Below are 18,627 nucleotides of genomic sequence, written 5' to 3'. Positions count from 1 at the left end.
CGCCTATGGTCCGACGCATGGTTTACTGTCGCGCCGTTCGACTGACCGAATCTCCACTTCGCCGCTGGCTAACTTCGCTCAGTTGTTGATGTTTCGTTTCGATGGATTGAATATACAAAACGTATTCTTATCATGCAATACGAAATGTATAATTGGTGGGTGGTTTTGTGATAACAAATTGTATTCTAAGGTGATTTATTTTTTTAAATACCAGTGCTACGCTTAAAAAAACAGCAGGAGGGATGTACATGGTTCTGGATGAAGAGCGTATAAGCATGAAAATTCAGGCGATGGGGCGGGCGGTGATGGAATTGTCACTGGCTGATTTACCCATGACCCAGCAAAACATCATCGACAAGCTGAAGCAGTACCGGAAGGAAACAGGAAACGTGATAGGGAAGGGAGCTAACAGGGATGCTGCGGAGTTGGTGAGGAAGGGGCAATAAAAAAGCCCGCACGGGCGGGCAGGTAGTGTTGCGATAGTTATTGTTATCAGCTTCAGGCTGGATAGTTATCGGCAGAATGGGGGATAGCTTTATGGGTGGGCAATAAAAAACCCGGCGCGGTGGCCGGGTTGTGGCATTTAGGAATCAAGATCAGGCAGCATGATTTTCTCAATCAGCGTCAAAGCCCTTTGGTCTCGTTCAGCAAAATATTTAGGAGCGTACTGAGGCAGCCACACTTCATTGAAGTGTTGTTTGAAATCTGCAAGATATTCGTTTGGGTATAGACGTACCGGGAAAGTCCGGCCATCTGGATACTCATGGTTATATGTTGGGAATGTCTTCGGCTCAATTCCCCGGTTGTCACGGAGCCATTGCGAGAAAACCCTACCTTCTGAAATATCAGGGACCATTTTTTCTGGCAGCGTATATCCGGCCTGCTCAAGTGGCGCAACCAAGTTAAACGTCAGTTCATTAAGCATAGAAAAGTGCGTATGAGGAACCCTGCCTCGGTTTGTCATATACCGCTTAAGATGAATAGGAAGTTCGGCAGGAGCTCTTTCGCCTGACATCCACTCACGTACCCATCTTGAAACTTGCACTGCAAATTTTGGAGATAGCCACTGCGCTAAATTAATTGCGATGTCTGGATGAACCCAGGTCCCTTGATTCTCTGCTCTTCCGCCTTTAAATGATTGAATTAACTCCGATATGGGAATCCCCATATCGCGTGATAATTCATCAAAAAAATCTTGTGTTGTTTTTAGTCGTGTATAGTCAGCAAGCAGTTTCCCTGCAGACTTGCACATTGCGGTGGCATTGATGTATCCGTCTTTGGTGCGAAGATGGATGACTTCTCCATCAACTTCCCTGGCGATTAACGCAAGTTGAAACTGTGTCATAAATCATCCTATTGCTGTGAAAAATAAAAATCATCTACCCAAACGTCTCTTCAGGCCGCTACCAGCTATACGCCGACCAAAACACCTTGCCGATCAGACCAGCCGCATCTTCGTCTCTACAGCAACACCGATAATTCGACAGTTACCATTCACCGCTACCAATGGCCACTGTGGATTTAAACCCTTCAGGTACTTCTGCGCACCGTCGATCACTAACTTCTTAAATGTTGCCTCGTTCGAATCGGATAGCTTAGCTATAACCAGACTGCCATTTACCGCATCTCTACCGGTGTCGAAAAGTACATAGGTTCCTTCAGGTATGCTCAAGCCAGTAGGGGCTGTCATTGACTCGCCCTCAACGAGCAACCAGAACGCGTCACCCTGAATGTGAGCATTCGACTCAAGCCACAGATCTATATCTTTTAGGGTGTATGGCTCAACCGCTTCGCACCATGAACCAGCCTGGACACTGCTGATTACTGGATACTTGTTACCAGGATTGTAGGGGCCAGCGTACTCCACATCACCCTTAAGCGTGTCGTCAATGATCATACCGCCAGCTCCTACGGAAAAGTTCTTTTTGCCAAGGAACTGCAATATTTTTGCGATCTCGGAAAGGCTTGGCTCACGCCGAGCGTTCAGCCAATGACTTACCGCACCTTTAGTAATACCGAGGTGCTCCGCCAGCTGTTCCTGATTGATGCCCTGACTTTTCATCAGGGTCTTAGCTAAGTCGTACCATTTCATAGTCATACCCGAATGATACAAGTTGTATATATTTGCGCGAGCCACAATTCGTATATTTTACTTGCGAACAAAGAATACAAAACGTATATTTAAGTTGTTTAAAGGAGACCCGACATGAACAATATCCGAAAAATCCGCAGAAACATCGGTTTGACTCAGCGACAGATTGCCGAAGAGCTGAACCTGTCGACAGGTGCGGTTTGCCATTACGAAAAAAATAAACGCAGCTTAAGCCTTGAGCAGTGCCGGGCGATTGTTGCAGCTCTGAATAAGCATGGCGCTTCAGTAAGCGTTGATGACGTTTTTCCACCAATCAGCAACAACGCCGCCTAATTGGCGGCCCTAACCACGAAAGGGAAAGCAATGCATTCACTTGCGTATCAACACAATACCGGAATACACCCGGGAGCGGTGATAAACCGCGCTCAAGCTAAAGCGGCGCCAGACCACGAAAAGATCCGCGATGCGGTCCGGGCATGGTCTTCGGCGCTGGACAATCAGGACGTCGTTTCGGCGCTGATCATCAACGAATACCGGGAGCATGGCGGGACCGCCATCAGCTTTCCGGAAGACATCAGCCGGGCGCGCCAGAAGCTGTTCCGCTTCCTGGATAACCGTTTCGACTCCGAACAGTACCGCGAGAACGTGCGCCAGCTGACGCCCGCAATCATGGCGGTCCTGCCGGTTGAGTATCGCACTCGCCTGATCGGCGCCGATTGCAAAATGTCTCGCCTTGCTGAAGCCGAGAAAGAACTCGCAGAGGCTAAACAGGCCGTGCTGCTGGACGCTCCAGAGCATCAGAAGCTGAAAGAGGTAAGCGAGGGTATAGCGTCGCTGTTCCGCCTCATGCCGGAGCAGGTGGGGCCGCTGATGACGATGGTTACATCGATGCTGGGGGTCATGTGAGAACTACAGAAATGGCGAAAGCCGGTCTGCGCGAACAGAACCGACTTTCTGGTGCAACAAACGTCAGTAAATTGCGAGGTCATTATGACAAACGCTAATCAAAAACGCCAGGCGCAGGAGGTTTAACTGTGTCGAACGTCGCTTACGCAAATTTCGCGGCGCATTCCGCCGCCAGGAGCAACCGGATGGAGAACCAGAAAACCGGATTCATCCCGTTGTACCGGAGTGTTCTTAAGCAAACCTGGTCGAAGGACGTCTTCCTGCGCACGCTGTGGGAAAACCTGCTGCTGTGTGCTGCTCGCCAGCCATACACGGCAAACTTCAAGGGGCGCCAATGGCCACTGCAAACCGGACAACTGGTCACCACCTCAGCCGATCTCGGGCTGAATTTATGCGACAGGGAAGGGAAGCCATGCAGTCGCCACGCCGTAGACAGGATGCTTGATGTTTTCGAGCGTGAAGGGATGATTTCTCGCTCCGGAGAGAAGCGAAAGGGCTCTGTGATAACCATCACAAATTACGCTGAATATGCTCAAAAAATGGACGATTTACCCGAGCGTATCACCGCGCATATCTCCGAGCTTAATGCCGAGCATGGCGAATCCAGTAATGGCGCGGCTTCGGAAGGTTATGCCGCGCATAACGGAGCGCCTTTACCCGAGCGTTTCACCGAGAATCATGAACAACAATGTAATAACAACAATAAAAACATTAAAAGATCTTCGTCCGAGAATTCTGACGAATCCTCTGACGCACGTCTGAAGAAATTTTTATCAGCTCATCCAGAAGCTGCGGTTTACACCCCATCCGGTGCGAAGTGGGGATCGGCTGAAGACCTCGAGATCGCTAAGTGGATTTCCTCCAGGGTGAAGCTGATTAACCCAACCTGCAAAGCCCCGGACATGACCTCCTGGTCTAACACCGTTCGCCTGATGCGCCAGATAGACAACCGGTCTCACCAGGACATCTGCGCGCTGTACGACTGGGCAAGCAAACACCACTTCTGGCAGACCAACATCCTGAGCCCGGAAAGCCTGCGTAAGCAGTGGGACAAGCTGACAATGCAGCGCAATGCTGGTGCCGAGCAGCGCGCCGCTAAGCCGGATCTGGACTTCAACAACACTGACTGGGCTTATGGGGTGATTCGATGAAATCTCTTGCAGAGCAGATGCGTAACCATGACCGCGAGCAGATGAGCCGCATGGCCCATAACCTGCCAGAGCAGTACCAGGAGCGCGCGCCGGTCGAGCAGGTAGCGCAGGTATTCAACAAGCTGTTCAACGAGCTGCGCGCCGCGTTCCCGGCCAGCATGGCGAACTTCCGCAGCCAGGACGACCTGAACGAGTTCCGCCGCCAGTGGCTACTAGCGTTCCAGGAGAACGGGATCCACACCATGGCTCAGGTCGATGCCGGCATGCGCATTGCCCGCCGCCAGGAGCGCCCATTCCTGCCATCGCCGGGGCAGTTCGTCGCCTGGTGCAAGCAGAGTGGCGGGGCGCTGGGAATCAACGTTGACCAGGTGATCGCCGAATACTGGGACTGGCGTAACCGCTCGTTCGAGTTCACCTCTAGCGAGCAATTTCCCTGGTCTCAGCCGGTCATGTACCACATATGCGTTGAACTGCGCCACCGCAGTACAGAGCGGCAGTTAACACATGGTGAGCTGGCACGAGAGGCGGGTGATCTGCTGGACATGTGGGAGAAGCGCGTCATCGATGGTAAGCCAGTTCCGCCGGTACGCCGGGCAATTACTGCACCAGCTGCCGAACACGGGCCGACGCCGATCCAATTGCTTCAGGCGAAGTACAACCGCATTAAGTCGAACGGGATGGTGTGATGTGGTATAGAAGAAGATAAAGAATGCATTTGAGATTTACTATAGGTTTAAACCCATTATAAAATGGAAGGTCAATATACAGCCACGCATGATATGCATGGCTGTATAATTATTTTGATAAACTATCTAATTTTTGTGTTGCTTTCTGTGTAAGGTCGCTATAACTAATAAATCCTACATTGGCGCCTACAATCAACACTAAGAAAACTAAGCAGCATATAGATAGAGAGGCAGATTTATGCTTATGAAAAACAAAATATGATACTGTGGCACTCAATAAGAAGGAAATGAACAGAAATATAGATGTGGATGTTTTTAAATATTGTGCAGGTAAAAGTGGTTGAGCAATAATATAACCAAGATTAAGTAGTATATAGGCTACGACCGGAATAAGGATCATGCTCCAGTGTGTGTCTCTTTTGGGTGGTATGGGTTGTAAATAATCAGAAACCGTTTTCCCATCAGTTTCAAGGAGGATAACAAGGTCTCTTACTTCACCACTGACTTGAGTGCCGTCCTTAGTAGTAATATTGATCATTTTTTTCCTCCAAATACGATACCCTCTACGTCCTTGGAAGCTTTTTGTGATGACCATTCCTCTGAATCAGGGGATTTAATTAAAAATATTGTATCCCCATCGAAGATCGTATTTGTACCATAAAAATTCATATTTGATAGATCACCACCGAATGCTCTCTGCCCACTAGAGCTAATTGCTTCACCTAATTTAGTAAAATTACCTGCAATAGATGTTCTTCTATTTCCACTTCTATTCAGCGTGGCTTTAATTACACCGCCTCCATCTTTAGAGTCAAAAAGTTGAATGTCTACACCAGCGGTTGGTTGTATATATTTGGAAAGTTCCTTCTTGAATTTTTTAATGTAGGTATTTTTGTTTTCTTTGTTAGTCATATGTGAGATCCAAAATTCATGATGTGATGAGAGAAAGTATACAAGGTTTTTGAAGTAAAAATCACTGTTATGGCATCTGGGCAGCTTTGATTTTTCATCATCAACCCGTCATAATCATGTCATCGGAGCCTGAACAACTTCGATGACTTCTGCGCATTTAAGGGGACTTAAATGCGACCACAATCTGAACTCGTCACCCTGTCACAGATGCAGAAATGCACCTGCGATTCTCTGCATTCAGCGGTTTCCGTTAAGGAGGCCGTATGACTCTGCCCGTAGACGGCATCAAACTCCATCGCGGTAACTTCGCGGCCATCGGCCAGCAGATTCAGCCATTGCTGGATGCCGGGCAATGCTTCCGCCTGCAGGTTAAGCCGTGGCGCGAGAAGCGCAGCCTGTCGCAAAATGCGCTCAGCCACATGTGGTACACCGAAATAAGTGAGTACCTCATCGCCCGCGGCAAGACCTTCGCTACGCCTGAGTGGGTCAAAGATGCGATGAAGCACACCTATCTCGGATATGAAAGCAAAGACAGGGTAGACGTCGTGTCCGGAGAGGTCACCACCGTCCAATCCCTCCGCCATACCGCCGATCTGGAAACCGGCGAGATGTACATCTTCCTGTGCAAAGTCGAAGCCTGGGCGATGAATATTGGGTGTCACCTGACCATCCCGCAGAGCTGTGAATACCAGCAGCTGCGCGATAAGCAGGAGGTCTGATGTCTACACCACTTTCCCGTGTCATCACCAACGAAATCTTCCGCGTTCCGGCGCGCCGCCAGCGTAAGCCCGCGGTTAAGCCGTCCGACATCCCGACACTGAAAGACTACACCGCCCGCCTCGTGGATCAGAAATGGCTGCGTCTCGCGGCGAGGAGGGCGCATGGCTAAGTTACCGCGCCGCAAGTGCGCCCATAAATCTTGTCGCCAGTGGTTCCACCCGGTCCGCGACGGGCAGGTGGTTTGCTCCTTCGAGTGCGCCAGCGCGATCGGAAAAGAACAGACCGCAAAAGCCCGTGAATCCGCTAAGCAGAAGGAAGCGCAGCGCCAGCGCACCGAAGAGAAGGCAGGTCGCCAACGGCGCGCTGCGCGGCGTAATGAGCTGAAGCCGATCCGTCACTGGGTGCAGATGACTCAGCGCGCCTTCAACGACTGGCGTCGCGAAATGCTGCTTGCTGCAGGTTATGGCTGCATCTCATGCGGCACTAAGAGCGCGTTTGTATGGCATGCCGGACATTACCGCACCACAGCGGCTGCACCTCAGCTGCGCTTCAACCCAGATAATTTGTGGTTACAGTGTCCAGTCTGCAACGTTCATAAATCAGGGAATATCGAGGCCTATCGTGCAGCCTTGGTCGAACTGATCGGTGAAGAACGCGTACTGGCCCTCGAATCCAACAACGAAAACCACCGATATACCCGCGAAGAACTGGACGGCATCCGTGCCAAGGCCAGAGCAGACCTTCGCGCACTAAAACAGCAGGAGGCAGCATGAGCCCTTTAGTCGTTACCGCTATGGTTGTTTACGCCTTCTGCGCCGGCCTGGTTGCAGCAAGAGTCTGGCGCCGTGTGAACAACCTAAATTTCATGCTCAAAGAGAAGTTGGTCATCACTGCCATATGGGCGTCCTGCTGTTTAGTGTCATGGCCGTTTCTTTGGATGATGGAGGAACGGGAATGACTCACGACCAGATAGCCCGATACCAGGCAGAAAGCGTAAAGCGCGCCAGCATGCCCCCAGTAGCAAAGCACAGCCAGACAAAAACCAACCAGCCACAGAAGGAAGCCGCATGAACAGTCAGCAACTGGAATACGTACGTCAGCAGCTTATTGTGGCGACCGCAGACCTCAGCGGGGCGACGAAAGGGCAACTGGTAGCCTTCGCCGAAAACGCGCAATTCACCGCGACGGCGCGCAGCCGGGGCAGGAAAAAGGTATTCGACAAGGATAAGCAGCGCATGGTCAGCCCGGACGGGCCGCCGATGAGCGGCAGCCAGTCCCGCGCCAAGGGATCGTCTATCGCGTTAGTCAGCCCGGTTGAGTTCGGCACCGCCTCATGGCGCCGCGCTGTCCTGTCGCTGGAGGACCACCAGAAAGCTTGGCTGCTGTGGAACTACAGCGAGAATGTTAGCTTTGAGCACCAGGTGGCTATCACCCAGTGGGCGTGGGCAGAGTTCCAGGAGCAGCTCGGCGCGAAGAAAGTGGCCGGCAAGACTATGGACCGCCTGAAGAAACTTATCTGGCTGGCGGCGCAGGACGTTAAAGCGGAGCTTGCAGGTCGCGATACATACGAATATCAGGCGCTGGCGGAGCTGGCTGGCGTAGCGAAATCGACCTGGACGGAAACGTATCTGCCTCACTGGCTGGCAATGCGCAACAGCTTTAAGCGACTCGATAGTGCTGCACTTATCTCTGTAACGCGATCACGTTCACAACAAAAGGCGACAAATTTAGATGTAAGTCTTGCAAAACCGAACTGATACGCATATATTTCATGTAAATCTGATATCGTCGCCATAGCTTCGTAGGTCGACAAAGAATTAAGAGCCCGAGGTTAAAGCCTTGGGCTTTTTTATTTCCAAATTTCACAAGCGCACCGCAATGCGCTCTCAACTACGTCGAATCCAAAACCCTTTGAAATGAGCCTTTGAGGAAGTCAGTTAGTGCTGGCGAGCCTCGACGGGCTGATTTCCATTGCGGCAAAGGTTCATTTCAAAGCAAGGAAAACGCATGAGCTCAAAAACAATCCCTTTACCAATCGCAAAGGCTAGACAGTTTTTGGAAGTTGATGGCAGTAGTGAAAGTGGGTTGAGGTGGAAGGTTGATGCTAGCACCAGAGCAAAAAAAGGCGCCAGGGCTGGAAGTCTTGATAACCACGGTTACTACTACGTCAAAATAGACGGCGTGAAATATAAAGCGCATCGACTTGTCTGGGCCATAGCAAATGGTGAAATCCCAGATGGCATGACAATTGATCACATTGATAGAAATACTAAAAACAATTCCTTAGAAAACCTGAGGATTGCAGATTATAAGCTCCAGGCTGAAAATCGTAGCCGTGACTACCTTAAATTACGCACGAATTGCGGCTCCCTAACTGTCAGGAAATCTGGGCGAATTGACGCCTCGATCTGTATAAACTCCAAGAGATTTTATAAAAGCGGGCGAGATAAAGCTGAGCTTATTAAATGGATGGAGGAAGTGCAGAGTAACAAGATGGCTCATCTACTTGACTAATTTCGCCGGTCTAGTTCAGTGGCAGAACGGCAGCCTTGTAAGCTGCGCGTCAGAGGTTCGATTCCTTTGCCCGGCACCAGAACCCACTACCTGGGACCCTTCGGCCAGAGAGCCGACATTGCCTTACCCTCATCTTCCCGGCCTGTCGCCGGGTTTTTTATTCAGGCCGCAGACAATCAATTCCAGATGCCACGTAGCTATCGTGTCTGACGGCCTTTTCCCAACTACCACACAGCACCCCGGACCCGGAGGTGTGGAATGCAACGTATGAACCCAACAAATGGACACGATCTGCCGTACTGGTGGTCGGCGGCCTTGGGTCTGTTCTCTTTGCTTAGCCTACAGGATTACGTTTTTATTATCGGCGCGCTGGTATCGGCGTTCTTCACGATAAAAACCTATTACGCAAAACGGAAAGAAGAGCGTGAGCGTATGGCTGAGGAAAGGAAACGAACCCAGCTGCTGGAAAACTACTTATCTGATGTAGGTAAAAAACCTCACTCCGATCGTCCGGCTGCCGCCGAGGTGGTTACGGAGGCAATGCGGAGAATTTCCGGTGGCACAGTTGAAACTGAGTAAGAAAAGCGGCGCGGCGGGCATTGTCTGCTCCGTAGGAACGATCATCGCTATTGTGATGAATGCGGGACACGTCCGGACTAACGAGCGCGGGCTGGAGTTAATCGGCAACGCTGAATCTTGCCGACGAGATCCATATGTCTGCCCGGCCGGTGTGCTGACTGACGGTATGGGGAACACGCATGGCGTGAAGCTTGGCACCGTTAAGTCTGACCAGCAGATCGCAGCCGAATGGGAGCGCAACATCCTTGATGCTGAGTCCTGCGTTAACCGTTACGGGAATGGCAGAAAGCTATCTGACGATACTTTCTCAGCAGCTGTATCGGTAACGTTTCGTGCTGGCTGTGGGAACATGCGCACCTCCACGATGTTCTCTCTTCTCAGAAGTGGAGACATCACGGCGGCATGCAACCAGTTCCCTCGCTGGGTATGGGGAGGCGGCAAGGTTCTGCCTGGTCTGGTAACTCGAGCAGGGAAAGAAAAGGCGCTCTGCCTGGAAGGTGTTAAATGAGCCGGTTAACAGCAATCATCTGGGCTTTCGTTATCTGTCTGCTGGTTTCCATGGCCTGGATGATTAACCATTACCGCGACAACGCCATCACCTACAAGGACCAGCGCGACAAGGCGACGGTCAGGGCAGACACATCGGAAGCGATCACCAACAACGTGATCACCACGATGAACCTTATCCGTGACATCTCACAGGCTACCCAGAATGCAAAGAACGAACTGGCTCAAAAGGGCGAAACGCGCATTGTCTACATCAGGCACCCGATGGTGAACGGCAAATACGTCAGCGCAAACGATCCGCAGGCAGTCAACGACTATTACGCCGGGGCATGGGCTCAGAACGTCAGCAAGGCCAACGATAAGGTCGTGATGGACGTTTACGTAAATAAGGCTGTGGCAGATACCAAGCCTGACGGTAAGCGTCTTATTCAGCGCCTGGATGACATGATTTCCGGCAATAACGCCGACCCGATTCATGTCTCTACCGGTCTGCTGCTGAACAAGGAGCAAAAGGCAGGTGAGTCGAAGCAGAAGAAGTACTCGTGGGTCGCTCACAACATGCAGTTCGACCACATCGCGATCCTGCTCGACGAGCCAGGCGCTGGCACGCCAGATGAAGGCGTCGGCATGTTCGTCAACGCTGACGGGCAAGAGGCTGATGTTGAAGTGACGAGCCTCACCGATGCCGCCAACAGCATGAAAGACGGCTGGTGGAACAAAGTGAAGTTCTTTATCAGCAACGCGTCAGAGATGTCCTTCGACGACATCTACCAGGCGCTGCGCATGTCCATCAAGCAGGACGACAAAAAGTGGCGCTACGTCGTCAGCGTCTGGCCTGACCATTTCGTTTATGAAGAGGATGGCGAGAACGTCAAGCCGAAGCTCTTCGACCAGAAGTACCTCATCTCTGACAAGGTCGTAACGCTTGTCGGCGATCCAGTAGAAGTCGTGCGCAAACCAACTGAGTACGAAGTCAAAACCAACGGAGAAACAAACCCGATGAAAGAGAAGATGATCGCCGCGCTCAATGCCGCAGGCGTTAAAACCGAGGGGCTGACCGACGATCAGGTCTGGGATGCCTACAAGCCTGCCTGATGAGCGACTGGGCTACTTCGACTACACGTTTGACGACGAGAACGACTCTCTGGGCGACCGTGTGCAGGCTATCTGCAATGCCGCCAGTGTTGTTGCTTACTGGGATGATGGCGTGCTGACGTTTACCCGTGATCAGAAAGTTGATTACCCGGCGGCCGTATTCAACCGGGCCAACATGAAGACGGACGAGTACAAAATGACGTACGAGGCCACGCTTCCTGGCGGCTACGACGGCGTACAGGTGTCCTACGTCCACCCGACCACGAACAATAAGACGTACATCAACTACCGCGTGCTGAACGGCGCCATCGTCGAACAGGAAGCGGAAAATCCGAACAAGCTGGAGATAGTCGGCTTTCGTAATGAGTATCAGGCCCGGGAGCGCGCATTACGCGAAACCAAGCGCCTAATCTACTCGCGCGTGAAGATGAACGCCAAAGTGTTCGAAGACGGCATTATCCAGGTCGGCAGCGTTATTCAGATGCCCGACATCTACGACAGCAACCAGCAACAGGGTTACATCACCGGGCGCGCCGGTAATAACTTTGATACCAGCGAGCCGATCACGTTTACCGGTTCGATGTATGTGCTGGTGACAGACAGCCTGGGTAACCCGACACTGCGCTATCCAGCGGCTGCGCGTGGCGACACGAAGTACGGATTCACCGCGGCTATCCCCAACATTCAGCTCAATATCTGGAACGGAGACACTGTGCAGCTCCCGTCCCGCTACCTCATCGCGACCGTTGAGGAACTGGACAGTCAGCTATGGACGGTCAACAGCATCAAACCTAACACAGATAACACGGTATCTCTGACCGTCGCAGAATACAGCGACGCCATCTACCAATAAGAACCGTCCCCGACCAACCATACCCGGCCACCGCGCCGGGTTTTTTTATGGAATCAATATGGCTACCACACCTACTCAAAAACCGGTCCCGAGCGAATCACCGATTGACCTGAAATACAACGCCGGGAAAATTGACGAGTTCGTTACCTCGATGGGATGGACTTACACTGACCGTTTCGGCAATAAGCATTATACGATCGAGGGCCTGCGCTGGCTGGCACAGCAGGCCATCTCCCAGTTCGGGTATATTACTCTGGACAGCTTTGAAGACGGAAATACCATCACACTTCCAAATCAAGTTCTGCGCCTCGATGCAACTGGAGAGTATTATCGCTGGGATGGTCCATTGCCAAAAATGGTGCCAGAGGGCTCAACTCCGGAAAGCACTGGTGGGGTTGGTATAGGCAAATGGCTGTCTGTTGGCGACGCATCACTGAGAGCTCAATTAGCGTCCATATCCGGATTTGGTCTTGTAGGTCAGGTGCCAGATGTAACTACATTACGCAATACCGAACCGACAACAGCCAGCCAGAGAATCCTCCTTCGCGAATACACAGCAGGTACAGGATACGGTGGTGGTCAGTTACGCGCCGTGCTTGATGGTAGCTCTTACACAGACAATGGCGTCACCGTGTTTAAAACTACTGGTGGGGCCGCGTGGATTCGAGTTAATGCCGACATCGTGAATCCATTAATGGCTGGGGCTGTGCCTGATGGCGTTACACCTTGCTCATCAGCAATTAACGCTATGTTTGCCGCCTCAAAAAGAATGCAGTTTACTGGAGGTGATTATCTTTTGGATGCGACAATTACACTTCAATCTGATAGGAGTGTAGATTTTGGGGTATCAAGATTAATCCAAGGCACATCACTTGCTAACTATATGTTTGCCATACGAGGGAGTAATTCATCCTCTACTGGAGGGGTATTCGTTGGCACTGGCACAAGAACTAACTCAATAGCAGCAGCTATTATTATAGCTGATGCGTCATATAGCAAAGTAAGTGGAGCAATAGTTCGAAGAGCACCTGGTGCTGGGATTCAGATGATTAATGGCACAAGATGTTCAATCATCAACTGCATATCTGAAAACAACTGGGGAAATGGATTAGAAGATCGGTATGGTAATTTCAATGAAATAATAAACTCAATTGGCAATTACAACGGATATTTAAGCGAAACTGAAATATTTAACGGTGGTAGAGGCTGCCTGGGATGGAAGAGCACAGGAACTACATTCAGAGGAAATCAAACGTTTGGTAACAGTGAATATGGAATCCGAGTTTATTCACAAACTGGTGATGATGCAGTAACTAGATATATTCATATATTCGATCACATTTCTGGTGATAATGGAAAGATTGATATATACATTTACAATGATGCAGGAAATCTGCTCAATATCGAATTAAGCAACTGCCATGTTCACCGGTGGAACCAATCAAATTCAGGGAGTTACATGGTTGCGCTCCAAGGAACCAGATGCCACTGGAATGGAGGAAGCATTACAAAGTACGGTGACATCTATGATGCTGCCGCAGTATCGTTTAGTAATGGGGACAACATAACATTCGAAAATACTAGCATAACAAATGTAACCTCAGCATTTGGTAACACAGCAAACAATACCACTGTGAGAAATTGCACTATTAACTCTTCATTAGTCATCACGGGGACAGGCACTGGGTCAACTGTTGGCTATCTGACTTTTGAGGCGTGCTCATTTAACCACACTGGGGCTGGAACTACCGATATTGCATTAACAGTTACATCTGCAACAAGACTTAATGATTGCCGTTTTAATGGGTTCTATCGAAACGTGTCTTGGACAAATGAGCCTTTAATTCTGACTGCGTGTCATAGCACTAACACAACTGGAGACGCAATCAGAATGTACGGAGATGGTGTTGGCGCATTTTATAGCTCAGGCTGTAGGTGGGACGTTGCGACCGTTCCTGCATGGCTCGGAAGCTTAGTTAAGCAAGGAACTGCATTGCCAGTTTTATACGATACAGCGGCGCCAACAACTTTAACCTGGCCCAGGGGTTCAAGGTGCATAAATTCAGCACCTGCTGTTGGAAGCCCTAAGGAATGGGTGTGCGTCACCGCTGGTACTCCTGGAACATGGCAATCGGCCGGAAACCTATAAATGAATGGTGGCCAAAGGCCACCATTATTAACCGCAGTAGTTTTTATCAAAGCTTAAGATGAATTGTTTATCCTGTTGATATAATTTCATTAATGAGTTGCGATATACAACATTATAGGAGCAACCTTTTGATATGATTGAATTCCATTTATCTCCATATTTGACTGTGGTATCTGTAGCAATTCCAGATTTCATCATAAACACCGGCCCCCAAACCCACTGACCATTGTAATACAGAGGGGAAAGAGCCGTCAGTATAGGGAACTTATCAAATAAAGCTTTTGTTTGAGTTGGTAGTTCAGGCTTCCCAACTATAACTACAGACGCTTTATCAATCACTGATGTGTATTGGTAAACTATAGATTCCACCTTGTCATAAAAATTATTATTTGACTGTTGAGACTGGCAGAATGCAGACATCAATGCAAATGAGTAAATTAAAGGTAAAGAAAAAATTATCTTTTTAATATTGTGATGCCTGGAAAGCAATCTATCAGCTAACATTATCACTAGATAGAAAATTACCACCAGGCACATCATGGTTCTTGCGGTCCAGAACGGCTTGGCCAGGAAGAGGTTTAGACCTGGAGATAGAAGAACCATTAACCCAAATATTGGAATCAGCAAAATAGCCAAGGAAAGTCTTTTATAGTGTTTGTTGCAAATTAAGTTTATTGCCCCAAAGATTATAAAACATACCGCAGACAATATGATTGGAAATATTAATTTCAAATAAGAGTGGCCATAAACTCTTGTTAGAAGGTCGTAAAAAGATCTGAAATTCACCTCAAGAGCTTGAATTGGATATTGTGTAGACACAAACAAGGCATCTCTTCCGTGGAAATTTGCGTCTTTTAAATGCCATGTAATTTTCGCCAATACCATCGCTAAAACTACTGAAATTATACACGCAATTATGTGCTTAAAAGGCACTTTATTTTCGTCAATTATTGATTTTGCACATAGCGCCATGCAAATCAAAATATAAACGAACAAACTTGATTGGTATGTCAGTAGAGAGAAATAAATACATGCTACAGAAGCAAAAATAAATGTGTAGCTTCTTTCTCGCATCAAAAAAGGAATGCAGCATGCAAGGAAAGATAAACCCATGCTAAGTGCATCATATCTATATGCTAAATTTTCAATGATGAACGGGTATGTTACCACATACAACGAGCTTATTTTATAGGTTGATGATTTTTCTATTCCTAAAATGTTTGTGATAATCAACCCTGAAATACCAAAAAATATAGCAGAGGCTATCGTCCCATATGGGAATATATCAGTAATTGGTTTTCCAGTTGACAACGCTTCCATAATCCACGTGGTGATGTACCTGCCGTCATGGTCCCAGCCGCCGCCCCATATCGCACGTCCTAAATCATCCCTGTAAAATAGGGATGCAAATAGAAGCGGCAATATGTAAATCACTGATGAGATAACGTTAAAGGAAATCTCCTTTTCGCGACCTTTCAAACAAAATACGCTCATTTTCTTCCCTTCAAAACATATCTTGGCCTATTCTTAACTTCTACGTAAATCCTTCCTATATATTCTCCAAGGACTCCAATCCCGATTAATTGAATGCCGCCCAGGAAAAGAATGGAAACCAGTAGAGAAGGATAGCCTCTGACAGCATTACCGAATGCAAGCGTGTCAATAATCATCCACGCACCGTAGAGGAAAGCTGCACCGGCCACGAACAAGCCGATGTAAGTCCACATACGAAGAGGGAATGTAGAGAAACTGGTGATCCCTTCAAGGGCAAGGTTCCACAACTTCCAGCCGTTGAATTTTGTGCTGCCGGCAACGCGTTCTGCGCGGGCATATTCCACGACATCAGTGCGGCCGCCCACCCAGCTCAAAACACCCTTCATGAACAGGTTGCGTTCAGGCATGAGTTTGATGTTTTCGACCACCTCGCGAGACATCAGGCGGAAGTCACCAACGTTTTCCTCGATCTGCGGGTTACTGATTTTGTTGTGCAACTTATAGAACCATTCAGCGGTCTTGCGCTTCAGCCTGCCATCAGTGGAGCGGTCAGAGCGCTTGGCAAGAACCATATCTGCCCCGGCCTGCCACTTCTCGATCAGGTGCGGAATGACTTCGATAGGATCCTGCAAGTCTACGTCAATCGGGATAATCGCTTCACCTGTCGCATGGTCGAGACCGGCGAACAGAGCTGGTTCTTTCCCAAAGTTACGAGTGAATGACAGTGGAACAACAAGTGGATCGGCAACAGCAAGCGCGTTGATAATTGATTCTGTCGCGTCTTTACTGCCGTCATTGATGAAGACTATCTCTACTTCATGTTGCTGAAGCCCTTCAAATTCCCGAACCGTTTTATAAAAAATAGGTATCGCGTCTTCTTCGTTGAAGACGGGAACGACCAGAGAAATTTTCATTTCGCATCCCTAAAGACAATGAACTTTGAATAAATAAAACCGCACACCAGACTGATTGCGGAGAAGAGAATGAGAGTCACAATTGGAGCCATACCGGACTTATCGGCAGCCCAACCAACAGTTGCGCTCAAGGATCCCATAAACCCTACATACAGCATGTAGCGCATCGTGGTTGTCGAAGACTTAAACGTGAACCTGGCGTTTGCAAAGAAGCTGAATGACACCGCCACGACGAACCCGGCGAAGTTGCCAAGAGCCTGACCTGTGTGAAACGCGTATATGCAAATAGCGAACACAACCCAGTGAATGAGCGTGTTTATGACGCCGATCGATGTGTACTTAGCAAAGAGCTTTAACATTATAAAAATCAGTCAATTCGGAAAGGTCTGAAGTTTAGCATCACTGTGCAACTTGATCGACTCTCATATTTGACGATACTGTATATAAATACAGTTGTTTTGGGGGAGGGCCATGGAGGCAAACGCTCAGCGATACAGGCTTAAACGGTTATGTGGGGTTAACCGCTATTCATGTCTGGTCGAAATGTCAGGTGGTTACGCGCTTTTTCAGCCCGATCTGCCGCCCGCCAACGGAACGCGCGTGCTGGTGCATGCGTTCGGCCAACTACAATTCGCGGTCGTTATGGGCGGTTCGCTCATCACCGAAGACGGTGAATGCATAGAAGGGGATGCTTTAGATGAAGTCGATGTCATGGGAGTGGTGACCTTTTTTATCAATGGCGCTGCGGCGTTCTCAGACGACAACCCGGTGATGTGATGTTTGCCCTGGTCGATGTGAACTCATTTTATGCCAGCTGTGAAACAGTATTCAGACCAGACCTGCGTGGTCGGCCGGTGGTTGTTCTTTCGAATAATGACGGCTGCGTAATAGCGCGTAGCGCAGAAGCAAAGGCAGTCGGGATAGCGATGGGTGAGCCGTTCTTCAAGCAGAAGGAATTGTTCCGGCGCGCTGGTGTTGTTTGCTTCAGTAGCAACTACGAGCTCTATGCAGATATGTCCAGCCGGGTAATGACCACGCTGGAAGAAATGAGCCCGCGCGTGGAAATTTACAGCATAGACGAAGCCTTTTGCGACCTTACCGGCGTAAGGAATTGCCGTGACCTGACTGAGTTCGGGAAAGAGATCCGCGCGACTATTTTACAGCGGACACATCTCACAGTCGGCGTCGGCATAGCCCAGACCAAGACGCTGGCTAAGCTGGCTAACCATGCTGCTAAAAAATGGCAGCGGCAGACGGGCGGGGTGGTCGATCTCTCAAACGTCGACCGGCAGCGAAGGTTACTGGCGCTTGTTCCTGTGGAGGATGTCTGGGGCGTTGGTCGTCGCATCAGCAAGAAGCTGAACGCTATGGGCATCAAAACCGCACTGGACCTTTCAGAGCAGAGTTCGTGGATTATCCGAAAACACTTTAACGTTGTGCTGGAGAGAACCGTCCGCGAGCTGCGCGGCGAGCCATGCCTGGATCTGGAGGAGTTCGCCCCGGTAAAGCAGGAAATTGTATGCAGCCGATCGTTTGGCGAACGCATTACAGACTATGAGCAGATGAGGCAGGCTATATGCAGTTATGCGGCCCGTGGAGCTGAAAAGCTACGTGGTGAGCATCAGTACTGCCGTTTTATCTCCGCTTTCGTCAAGACATCACCTTTTGCCCTTAATGAGCAGTATTACGGAAACAGCGCATCGGTAAGACTGCTCACGCCAACTCAGGACAGCAGAGACATCATCAACGCCGCGGTAAAGTGTCTGGACAAAATATGGAAGGACGGTCACCGGTACCAGAAAGCGGGTGTCATGCTGGGCGACTTCTTCAGCCAGGGTGTGGCCCAACTCAACCTGTTCGACGACAGCGCTCCGCGTGCCGGAAGTGAAAAACTGATGGAAGTGCTGGATCAACTTAACGCAAAGGATGGAAAGGGCACGCTCTATTTTGCCGGACAGGGAATACAGCAGCAGTGGCAGATGAAGCGTGAAATGCTGTCGCCTCGATACACTACGAGATTTTCAGATTTGCTTGTTGTCCGATAAAAGAGGTGCG

At 49.5% G+C, this 18,627-nt stretch carries 24 protein-coding genes, 1 tRNA gene and 3 pseudogenes; 21 read left to right on the top strand and 7 right to left on the bottom strand.

The features are described from left to right. Positions 1-248: 248 nt before the first annotated feature. A complete protein-coding gene (locus IMQ56_RS16420) occupies positions 249-446 on the top strand; it encodes a hypothetical protein (protein WP_023313997.1) in 198 nt (65 codons plus the stop codon). A gap of 137 nt (positions 447-583) precedes the next feature. Here IMQ56_RS16420 and IMQ56_RS16415 read toward each other — a convergent pair whose 3' ends face one another. Both IMQ56_RS16415 and IMQ56_RS16410 read right to left on the bottom strand, forming a co-directional pair. Next, positions 584-1,345, bottom strand: coding sequence for a KilA-N domain-containing protein (locus tag IMQ56_RS16415; protein WP_045325426.1), 762 nt, complete (start codon positions 1,343-1,345; stop codon positions 584-586). Between the two features lie 93 nt (positions 1,346-1,438). After that, positions 1,439-2,098, bottom strand: a complete 660-nt coding sequence (locus IMQ56_RS16410) for a S24 family peptidase (RefSeq protein ID WP_032645823.1) — start codon at positions 2,096-2,098, stop codon at positions 1,439-1,441. Positions 2,099-2,206: 108 nt separating this feature from the next. Between IMQ56_RS16410 and IMQ56_RS16405 the strand changes: the two genes are divergently transcribed. The 4 genes from IMQ56_RS16405 to IMQ56_RS16390 all read left to right on the top strand — a co-directional run bounded on the left by IMQ56_RS16405 (position 2,207) and on the right by IMQ56_RS16390 (position 4,835). Continuing rightward, positions 2,207-2,425, top strand: coding sequence for a helix-turn-helix transcriptional regulator (locus IMQ56_RS16405; protein WP_022650973.1), 219 nt, complete (start codon positions 2,207-2,209; stop codon positions 2,423-2,425). Between the two features lie 30 nt (positions 2,426-2,455). Continuing rightward, positions 2,456-2,998 (top strand): toxin YdaT family protein, encoded by a 543-nt coding sequence (locus IMQ56_RS16400; RefSeq protein ID WP_196064087.1) that lies wholly within the window; start codon positions 2,456-2,458, stop codon positions 2,996-2,998. 185 nt (positions 2,999-3,183) lie between these two features. Next, complete coding sequence (locus IMQ56_RS16395) at positions 3,184-4,149, top strand: replication protein (RefSeq protein ID WP_196064097.1); 966 nt, start codon at positions 3,184-3,186, stop codon at positions 4,147-4,149. Then, on the top strand, positions 4,146-4,835 hold the full coding sequence (locus tag IMQ56_RS16390) for a replication protein P (protein WP_196064086.1): 690 nt from the start codon (positions 4,146-4,148) through the stop codon (positions 4,833-4,835). Before IMQ56_RS16395 ends, IMQ56_RS16390 begins: the two co-directional genes overlap by 4 nt. A 109-nt stretch (positions 4,836-4,944) precedes the next feature. On the opposite strand, the gene IMQ56_RS16385 is transcribed toward IMQ56_RS16390, so the two are convergent. Both IMQ56_RS16385 and IMQ56_RS16380 read right to left on the bottom strand, forming a co-directional pair. Beyond that, entirely contained in the window at positions 4,945-5,373 is a 429-nt protein-coding gene (locus tag IMQ56_RS16385; protein WP_063945453.1) for a hypothetical protein, read from the bottom strand. After that, positions 5,370-5,747: a hypothetical protein gene (locus IMQ56_RS16380; protein ID WP_063945452.1), complete on the bottom strand. Its 378-nt coding sequence runs from the start codon at positions 5,745-5,747 to the stop codon at positions 5,370-5,372. Before IMQ56_RS16380 ends, IMQ56_RS16385 begins: the two co-directional genes overlap by 4 nt. Before the next feature lie 263 nt (positions 5,748-6,010). On the opposite strand from IMQ56_RS16380, the gene IMQ56_RS16375 reads away from it, so the two are divergent. The 14 genes and pseudogenes from IMQ56_RS16375 to IMQ56_RS16310 all read left to right on the top strand — a co-directional run bounded on the left by IMQ56_RS16375 (position 6,011) and on the right by IMQ56_RS16310 (position 14,164). Next, complete coding sequence (locus tag IMQ56_RS16375; RefSeq protein WP_196064085.1) at positions 6,011-6,466, top strand: YbcN family protein; 456 nt, start codon at positions 6,011-6,013, stop codon at positions 6,464-6,466. Continuing rightward, the gene (locus IMQ56_RS16370; protein ID WP_047361843.1) at positions 6,466-6,636 is read left to right on the top strand and encodes a NinE family protein; all 171 of its coding nucleotides are present in this window, start codon (positions 6,466-6,468) and stop codon (positions 6,634-6,636) included. Before IMQ56_RS16375 ends, IMQ56_RS16370 begins: the two co-directional genes overlap by 1 nt. Next, a complete protein-coding gene (locus IMQ56_RS16365) occupies positions 6,629-7,240 on the top strand; it encodes a recombination protein NinG (RefSeq protein ID WP_196064084.1) in 612 nt (203 codons plus the stop codon). The genes IMQ56_RS16370 and IMQ56_RS16365 overlap by 8 nt, the downstream gene beginning before the upstream one ends. Continuing rightward, on the top strand, positions 7,237-7,425 hold the full coding sequence (locus tag IMQ56_RS16360; RefSeq protein ID WP_196064083.1) for a hypothetical protein: 189 nt from the start codon (positions 7,237-7,239) through the stop codon (positions 7,423-7,425). The genes IMQ56_RS16365 and IMQ56_RS16360 overlap by 4 nt, the downstream gene beginning before the upstream one ends. Beyond that, positions 7,422-7,538 (top strand): hypothetical protein, encoded by a 117-nt coding sequence (locus IMQ56_RS16355; protein ID WP_196064082.1) that lies wholly within the window; start codon positions 7,422-7,424, stop codon positions 7,536-7,538. Before IMQ56_RS16360 ends, IMQ56_RS16355 begins: the two co-directional genes overlap by 4 nt. Beyond that, complete coding sequence (locus tag IMQ56_RS16350) at positions 7,535-8,224, top strand: bacteriophage antitermination protein Q (protein ID WP_196064081.1); 690 nt, start codon at positions 7,535-7,537, stop codon at positions 8,222-8,224. The genes IMQ56_RS16355 and IMQ56_RS16350 overlap by 4 nt, the downstream gene beginning before the upstream one ends. A 250-nt stretch (positions 8,225-8,474) precedes the next feature. Then, entirely contained in the window at positions 8,475-8,981 is a 507-nt protein-coding gene (locus tag IMQ56_RS16345; RefSeq protein ID WP_050595449.1) for an HNH endonuclease, read from the top strand. A 4-nt stretch (positions 8,982-8,985) separates the two neighbouring features. Then, positions 8,986-9,060, top strand: a tRNA-Thr gene (locus IMQ56_RS16340). A 179-nt stretch (positions 9,061-9,239) separates the two neighbouring features. Further along, positions 9,240-9,560, top strand: a complete 321-nt coding sequence (locus IMQ56_RS16335; RefSeq protein ID WP_032141950.1) for a hypothetical protein — start codon at positions 9,240-9,242, stop codon at positions 9,558-9,560. Between the two features lie 55 nt (positions 9,561-9,615). Continuing rightward, positions 9,616-10,068, top strand: coding sequence for a lysozyme (locus IMQ56_RS16330; RefSeq protein WP_223866363.1), 453 nt, complete (start codon positions 9,616-9,618; stop codon positions 10,066-10,068). Beyond that, positions 10,065-10,325: pseudogene (locus IMQ56_RS23135) on the top strand (DUF2570 domain-containing protein); the annotation flags it as partial. The gene IMQ56_RS16330 and the pseudogene IMQ56_RS23135, both read left to right, overlap by 4 nt. Further along, positions 10,308-11,150, top strand: a pseudogene (locus tag IMQ56_RS16320) (DUF2213 domain-containing protein); the annotation flags it as partial. The pseudogenes IMQ56_RS23135 and IMQ56_RS16320, both read left to right, overlap by 18 nt. A gap of 1 nt (position 11,151) precedes the next feature. Further along, positions 11,152-12,015, top strand: a pseudogene (locus tag IMQ56_RS16315) (host specificity factor TipJ family phage tail protein); the annotation flags it as partial. A 58-nt stretch (positions 12,016-12,073) separates the two neighbouring features. Next, positions 12,074-14,164, top strand: a complete 2,091-nt coding sequence (locus IMQ56_RS16310; RefSeq protein ID WP_196064080.1) for a hypothetical protein — start codon at positions 12,074-12,076, stop codon at positions 14,162-14,164. A 27-nt stretch (positions 14,165-14,191) separates the two neighbouring features. Here IMQ56_RS16310 and IMQ56_RS16305 read toward each other — a convergent pair whose 3' ends face one another. Genes IMQ56_RS16305 through IMQ56_RS16295 form a run of 3 tightly spaced genes read right to left on the bottom strand, consistent with a single transcriptional unit; the run spans position 14,192 to position 16,931 of the window. Then, on the bottom strand, positions 14,192-15,658 hold the full coding sequence (locus IMQ56_RS16305) for a glucosyltransferase domain-containing protein (protein WP_196064079.1): 1,467 nt from the start codon (positions 15,656-15,658) through the stop codon (positions 14,192-14,194). Continuing rightward, a complete protein-coding gene (locus IMQ56_RS16300) occupies positions 15,655-16,572 on the bottom strand; it encodes a glycosyltransferase family 2 protein (RefSeq protein ID WP_063452482.1) in 918 nt (305 codons plus the stop codon). Before IMQ56_RS16300 ends, IMQ56_RS16305 begins: the two co-directional genes overlap by 4 nt. Continuing rightward, entirely contained in the window at positions 16,569-16,931 is a 363-nt protein-coding gene (locus tag IMQ56_RS16295) for a GtrA family protein (protein WP_045340345.1), read from the bottom strand. Before IMQ56_RS16295 ends, IMQ56_RS16300 begins: the two co-directional genes overlap by 4 nt. A 112-nt stretch (positions 16,932-17,043) precedes the next feature. Here IMQ56_RS16295 and IMQ56_RS16290 point away from each other — a divergent pair, with 112 nt between their 5' ends. Together IMQ56_RS16290 and IMQ56_RS16285 are read left to right on the top strand one after the other, a co-directional pair. Beyond that, positions 17,044-17,349: a hypothetical protein gene (locus tag IMQ56_RS16290; protein WP_131729101.1), complete on the top strand. Its 306-nt coding sequence runs from the start codon at positions 17,044-17,046 to the stop codon at positions 17,347-17,349. Then, complete coding sequence (locus tag IMQ56_RS16285; RefSeq protein WP_196064078.1) at positions 17,349-18,617, top strand: Y-family DNA polymerase; 1,269 nt, start codon at positions 17,349-17,351, stop codon at positions 18,615-18,617. The genes IMQ56_RS16290 and IMQ56_RS16285 overlap by 1 nt, the downstream gene beginning before the upstream one ends. Positions 18,618-18,627 lie beyond the last annotated feature (10 nt).

This window comes from Enterobacter sp. Res13-Sevr-PEC09-46 (assembly GCF_015672585.1).
Lineage (GTDB): Bacteria > Pseudomonadota > Gammaproteobacteria > Enterobacterales > Enterobacteriaceae > Enterobacter > Enterobacter hormaechei_C.
This window is presented reverse-complemented; position numbering and strand designations above follow the sequence as displayed.

What these genes read in the sequence shown, in the direction of transcription:
- IMQ56_RS16400 (WP_196064087.1), top strand. Translation starts at nt 2,456, where the DNA reads ATGCATTCACTTGCGTATCAACACAATACCGGAATACACCCGGGAGCG.
- IMQ56_RS16415 (WP_045325426.1), bottom strand. Translation starts at nt 1,345, where the DNA reads ATGACACAGTTTCAACTTGCGTTAATCGCCAGGGAAGTTGATGGAGAA.
- IMQ56_RS16395 (WP_196064097.1), top strand. Translation starts at nt 3,184, where the DNA reads ATGGAGAACCAGAAAACCGGATTCATCCCGTTGTACCGGAGTGTTCTT.
- IMQ56_RS16420 (WP_023313997.1), top strand. Translation starts at nt 249, where the DNA reads ATGGTTCTGGATGAAGAGCGTATAAGCATGAAAATTCAGGCGATGGGG.
- IMQ56_RS16405 (WP_022650973.1), top strand. Translation starts at nt 2,207, where the DNA reads ATGAACAATATCCGAAAAATCCGCAGAAACATCGGTTTGACTCAGCGA.
- IMQ56_RS16295 (WP_045340345.1), bottom strand. Translation starts at nt 16,931, where the DNA reads ATGTTAAAGCTCTTTGCTAAGTACACATCGATCGGCGTCATAAACACG.
- IMQ56_RS16390 (WP_196064086.1), top strand. Translation starts at nt 4,146, where the DNA reads ATGAAATCTCTTGCAGAGCAGATGCGTAACCATGACCGCGAGCAGATG.
- IMQ56_RS16310 (WP_196064080.1), top strand. Translation starts at nt 12,074, where the DNA reads ATGGCTACCACACCTACTCAAAAACCGGTCCCGAGCGAATCACCGATT.
- IMQ56_RS16305 (WP_196064079.1), bottom strand. Translation starts at nt 15,658, where the DNA reads ATGAGCGTATTTTGTTTGAAAGGTCGCGAAAAGGAGATTTCCTTTAAC.
- IMQ56_RS16285 (WP_196064078.1), top strand. Translation starts at nt 17,349, where the DNA reads ATGTTTGCCCTGGTCGATGTGAACTCATTTTATGCCAGCTGTGAAACA.
- IMQ56_RS16380 (WP_063945452.1), bottom strand. Translation starts at nt 5,747, where the DNA reads ATGACTAACAAAGAAAACAAAAATACCTACATTAAAAAATTCAAGAAG.
- IMQ56_RS16350 (WP_196064081.1), top strand. Translation starts at nt 7,535, where the DNA reads ATGAACAGTCAGCAACTGGAATACGTACGTCAGCAGCTTATTGTGGCG.
- IMQ56_RS16330 (WP_223866363.1), top strand. Translation starts at nt 9,616, where the DNA reads ATGAATGCGGGACACGTCCGGACTAACGAGCGCGGGCTGGAGTTAATC.
- IMQ56_RS16370 (WP_047361843.1), top strand. Translation starts at nt 6,466, where the DNA reads ATGTCTACACCACTTTCCCGTGTCATCACCAACGAAATCTTCCGCGTT.
- IMQ56_RS16290 (WP_131729101.1), top strand. Translation starts at nt 17,044, where the DNA reads ATGGAGGCAAACGCTCAGCGATACAGGCTTAAACGGTTATGTGGGGTT.
- IMQ56_RS16300 (WP_063452482.1), bottom strand. Translation starts at nt 16,572, where the DNA reads ATGAAAATTTCTCTGGTCGTTCCCGTCTTCAACGAAGAAGACGCGATA.
- IMQ56_RS16385 (WP_063945453.1), bottom strand. Translation starts at nt 5,373, where the DNA reads ATGATCAATATTACTACTAAGGACGGCACTCAAGTCAGTGGTGAAGTA.
- IMQ56_RS16335 (WP_032141950.1), top strand. Translation starts at nt 9,240, where the DNA reads ATGCAACGTATGAACCCAACAAATGGACACGATCTGCCGTACTGGTGG.
- IMQ56_RS16375 (WP_196064085.1), top strand. Translation starts at nt 6,011, where the DNA reads ATGACTCTGCCCGTAGACGGCATCAAACTCCATCGCGGTAACTTCGCG.
- IMQ56_RS16365 (WP_196064084.1), top strand. Translation starts at nt 6,629, where the DNA reads ATGGCTAAGTTACCGCGCCGCAAGTGCGCCCATAAATCTTGTCGCCAG.
- IMQ56_RS16360 (WP_196064083.1), top strand. Translation starts at nt 7,237, where the DNA reads ATGAGCCCTTTAGTCGTTACCGCTATGGTTGTTTACGCCTTCTGCGCC.
- IMQ56_RS16355 (WP_196064082.1), top strand. Translation starts at nt 7,422, where the DNA reads ATGACTCACGACCAGATAGCCCGATACCAGGCAGAAAGCGTAAAGCGC.
- IMQ56_RS16410 (WP_032645823.1), bottom strand. Translation starts at nt 2,098, where the DNA reads ATGACTATGAAATGGTACGACTTAGCTAAGACCCTGATGAAAAGTCAG.
- IMQ56_RS16345 (WP_050595449.1), top strand. Translation starts at nt 8,475, where the DNA reads ATGAGCTCAAAAACAATCCCTTTACCAATCGCAAAGGCTAGACAGTTT.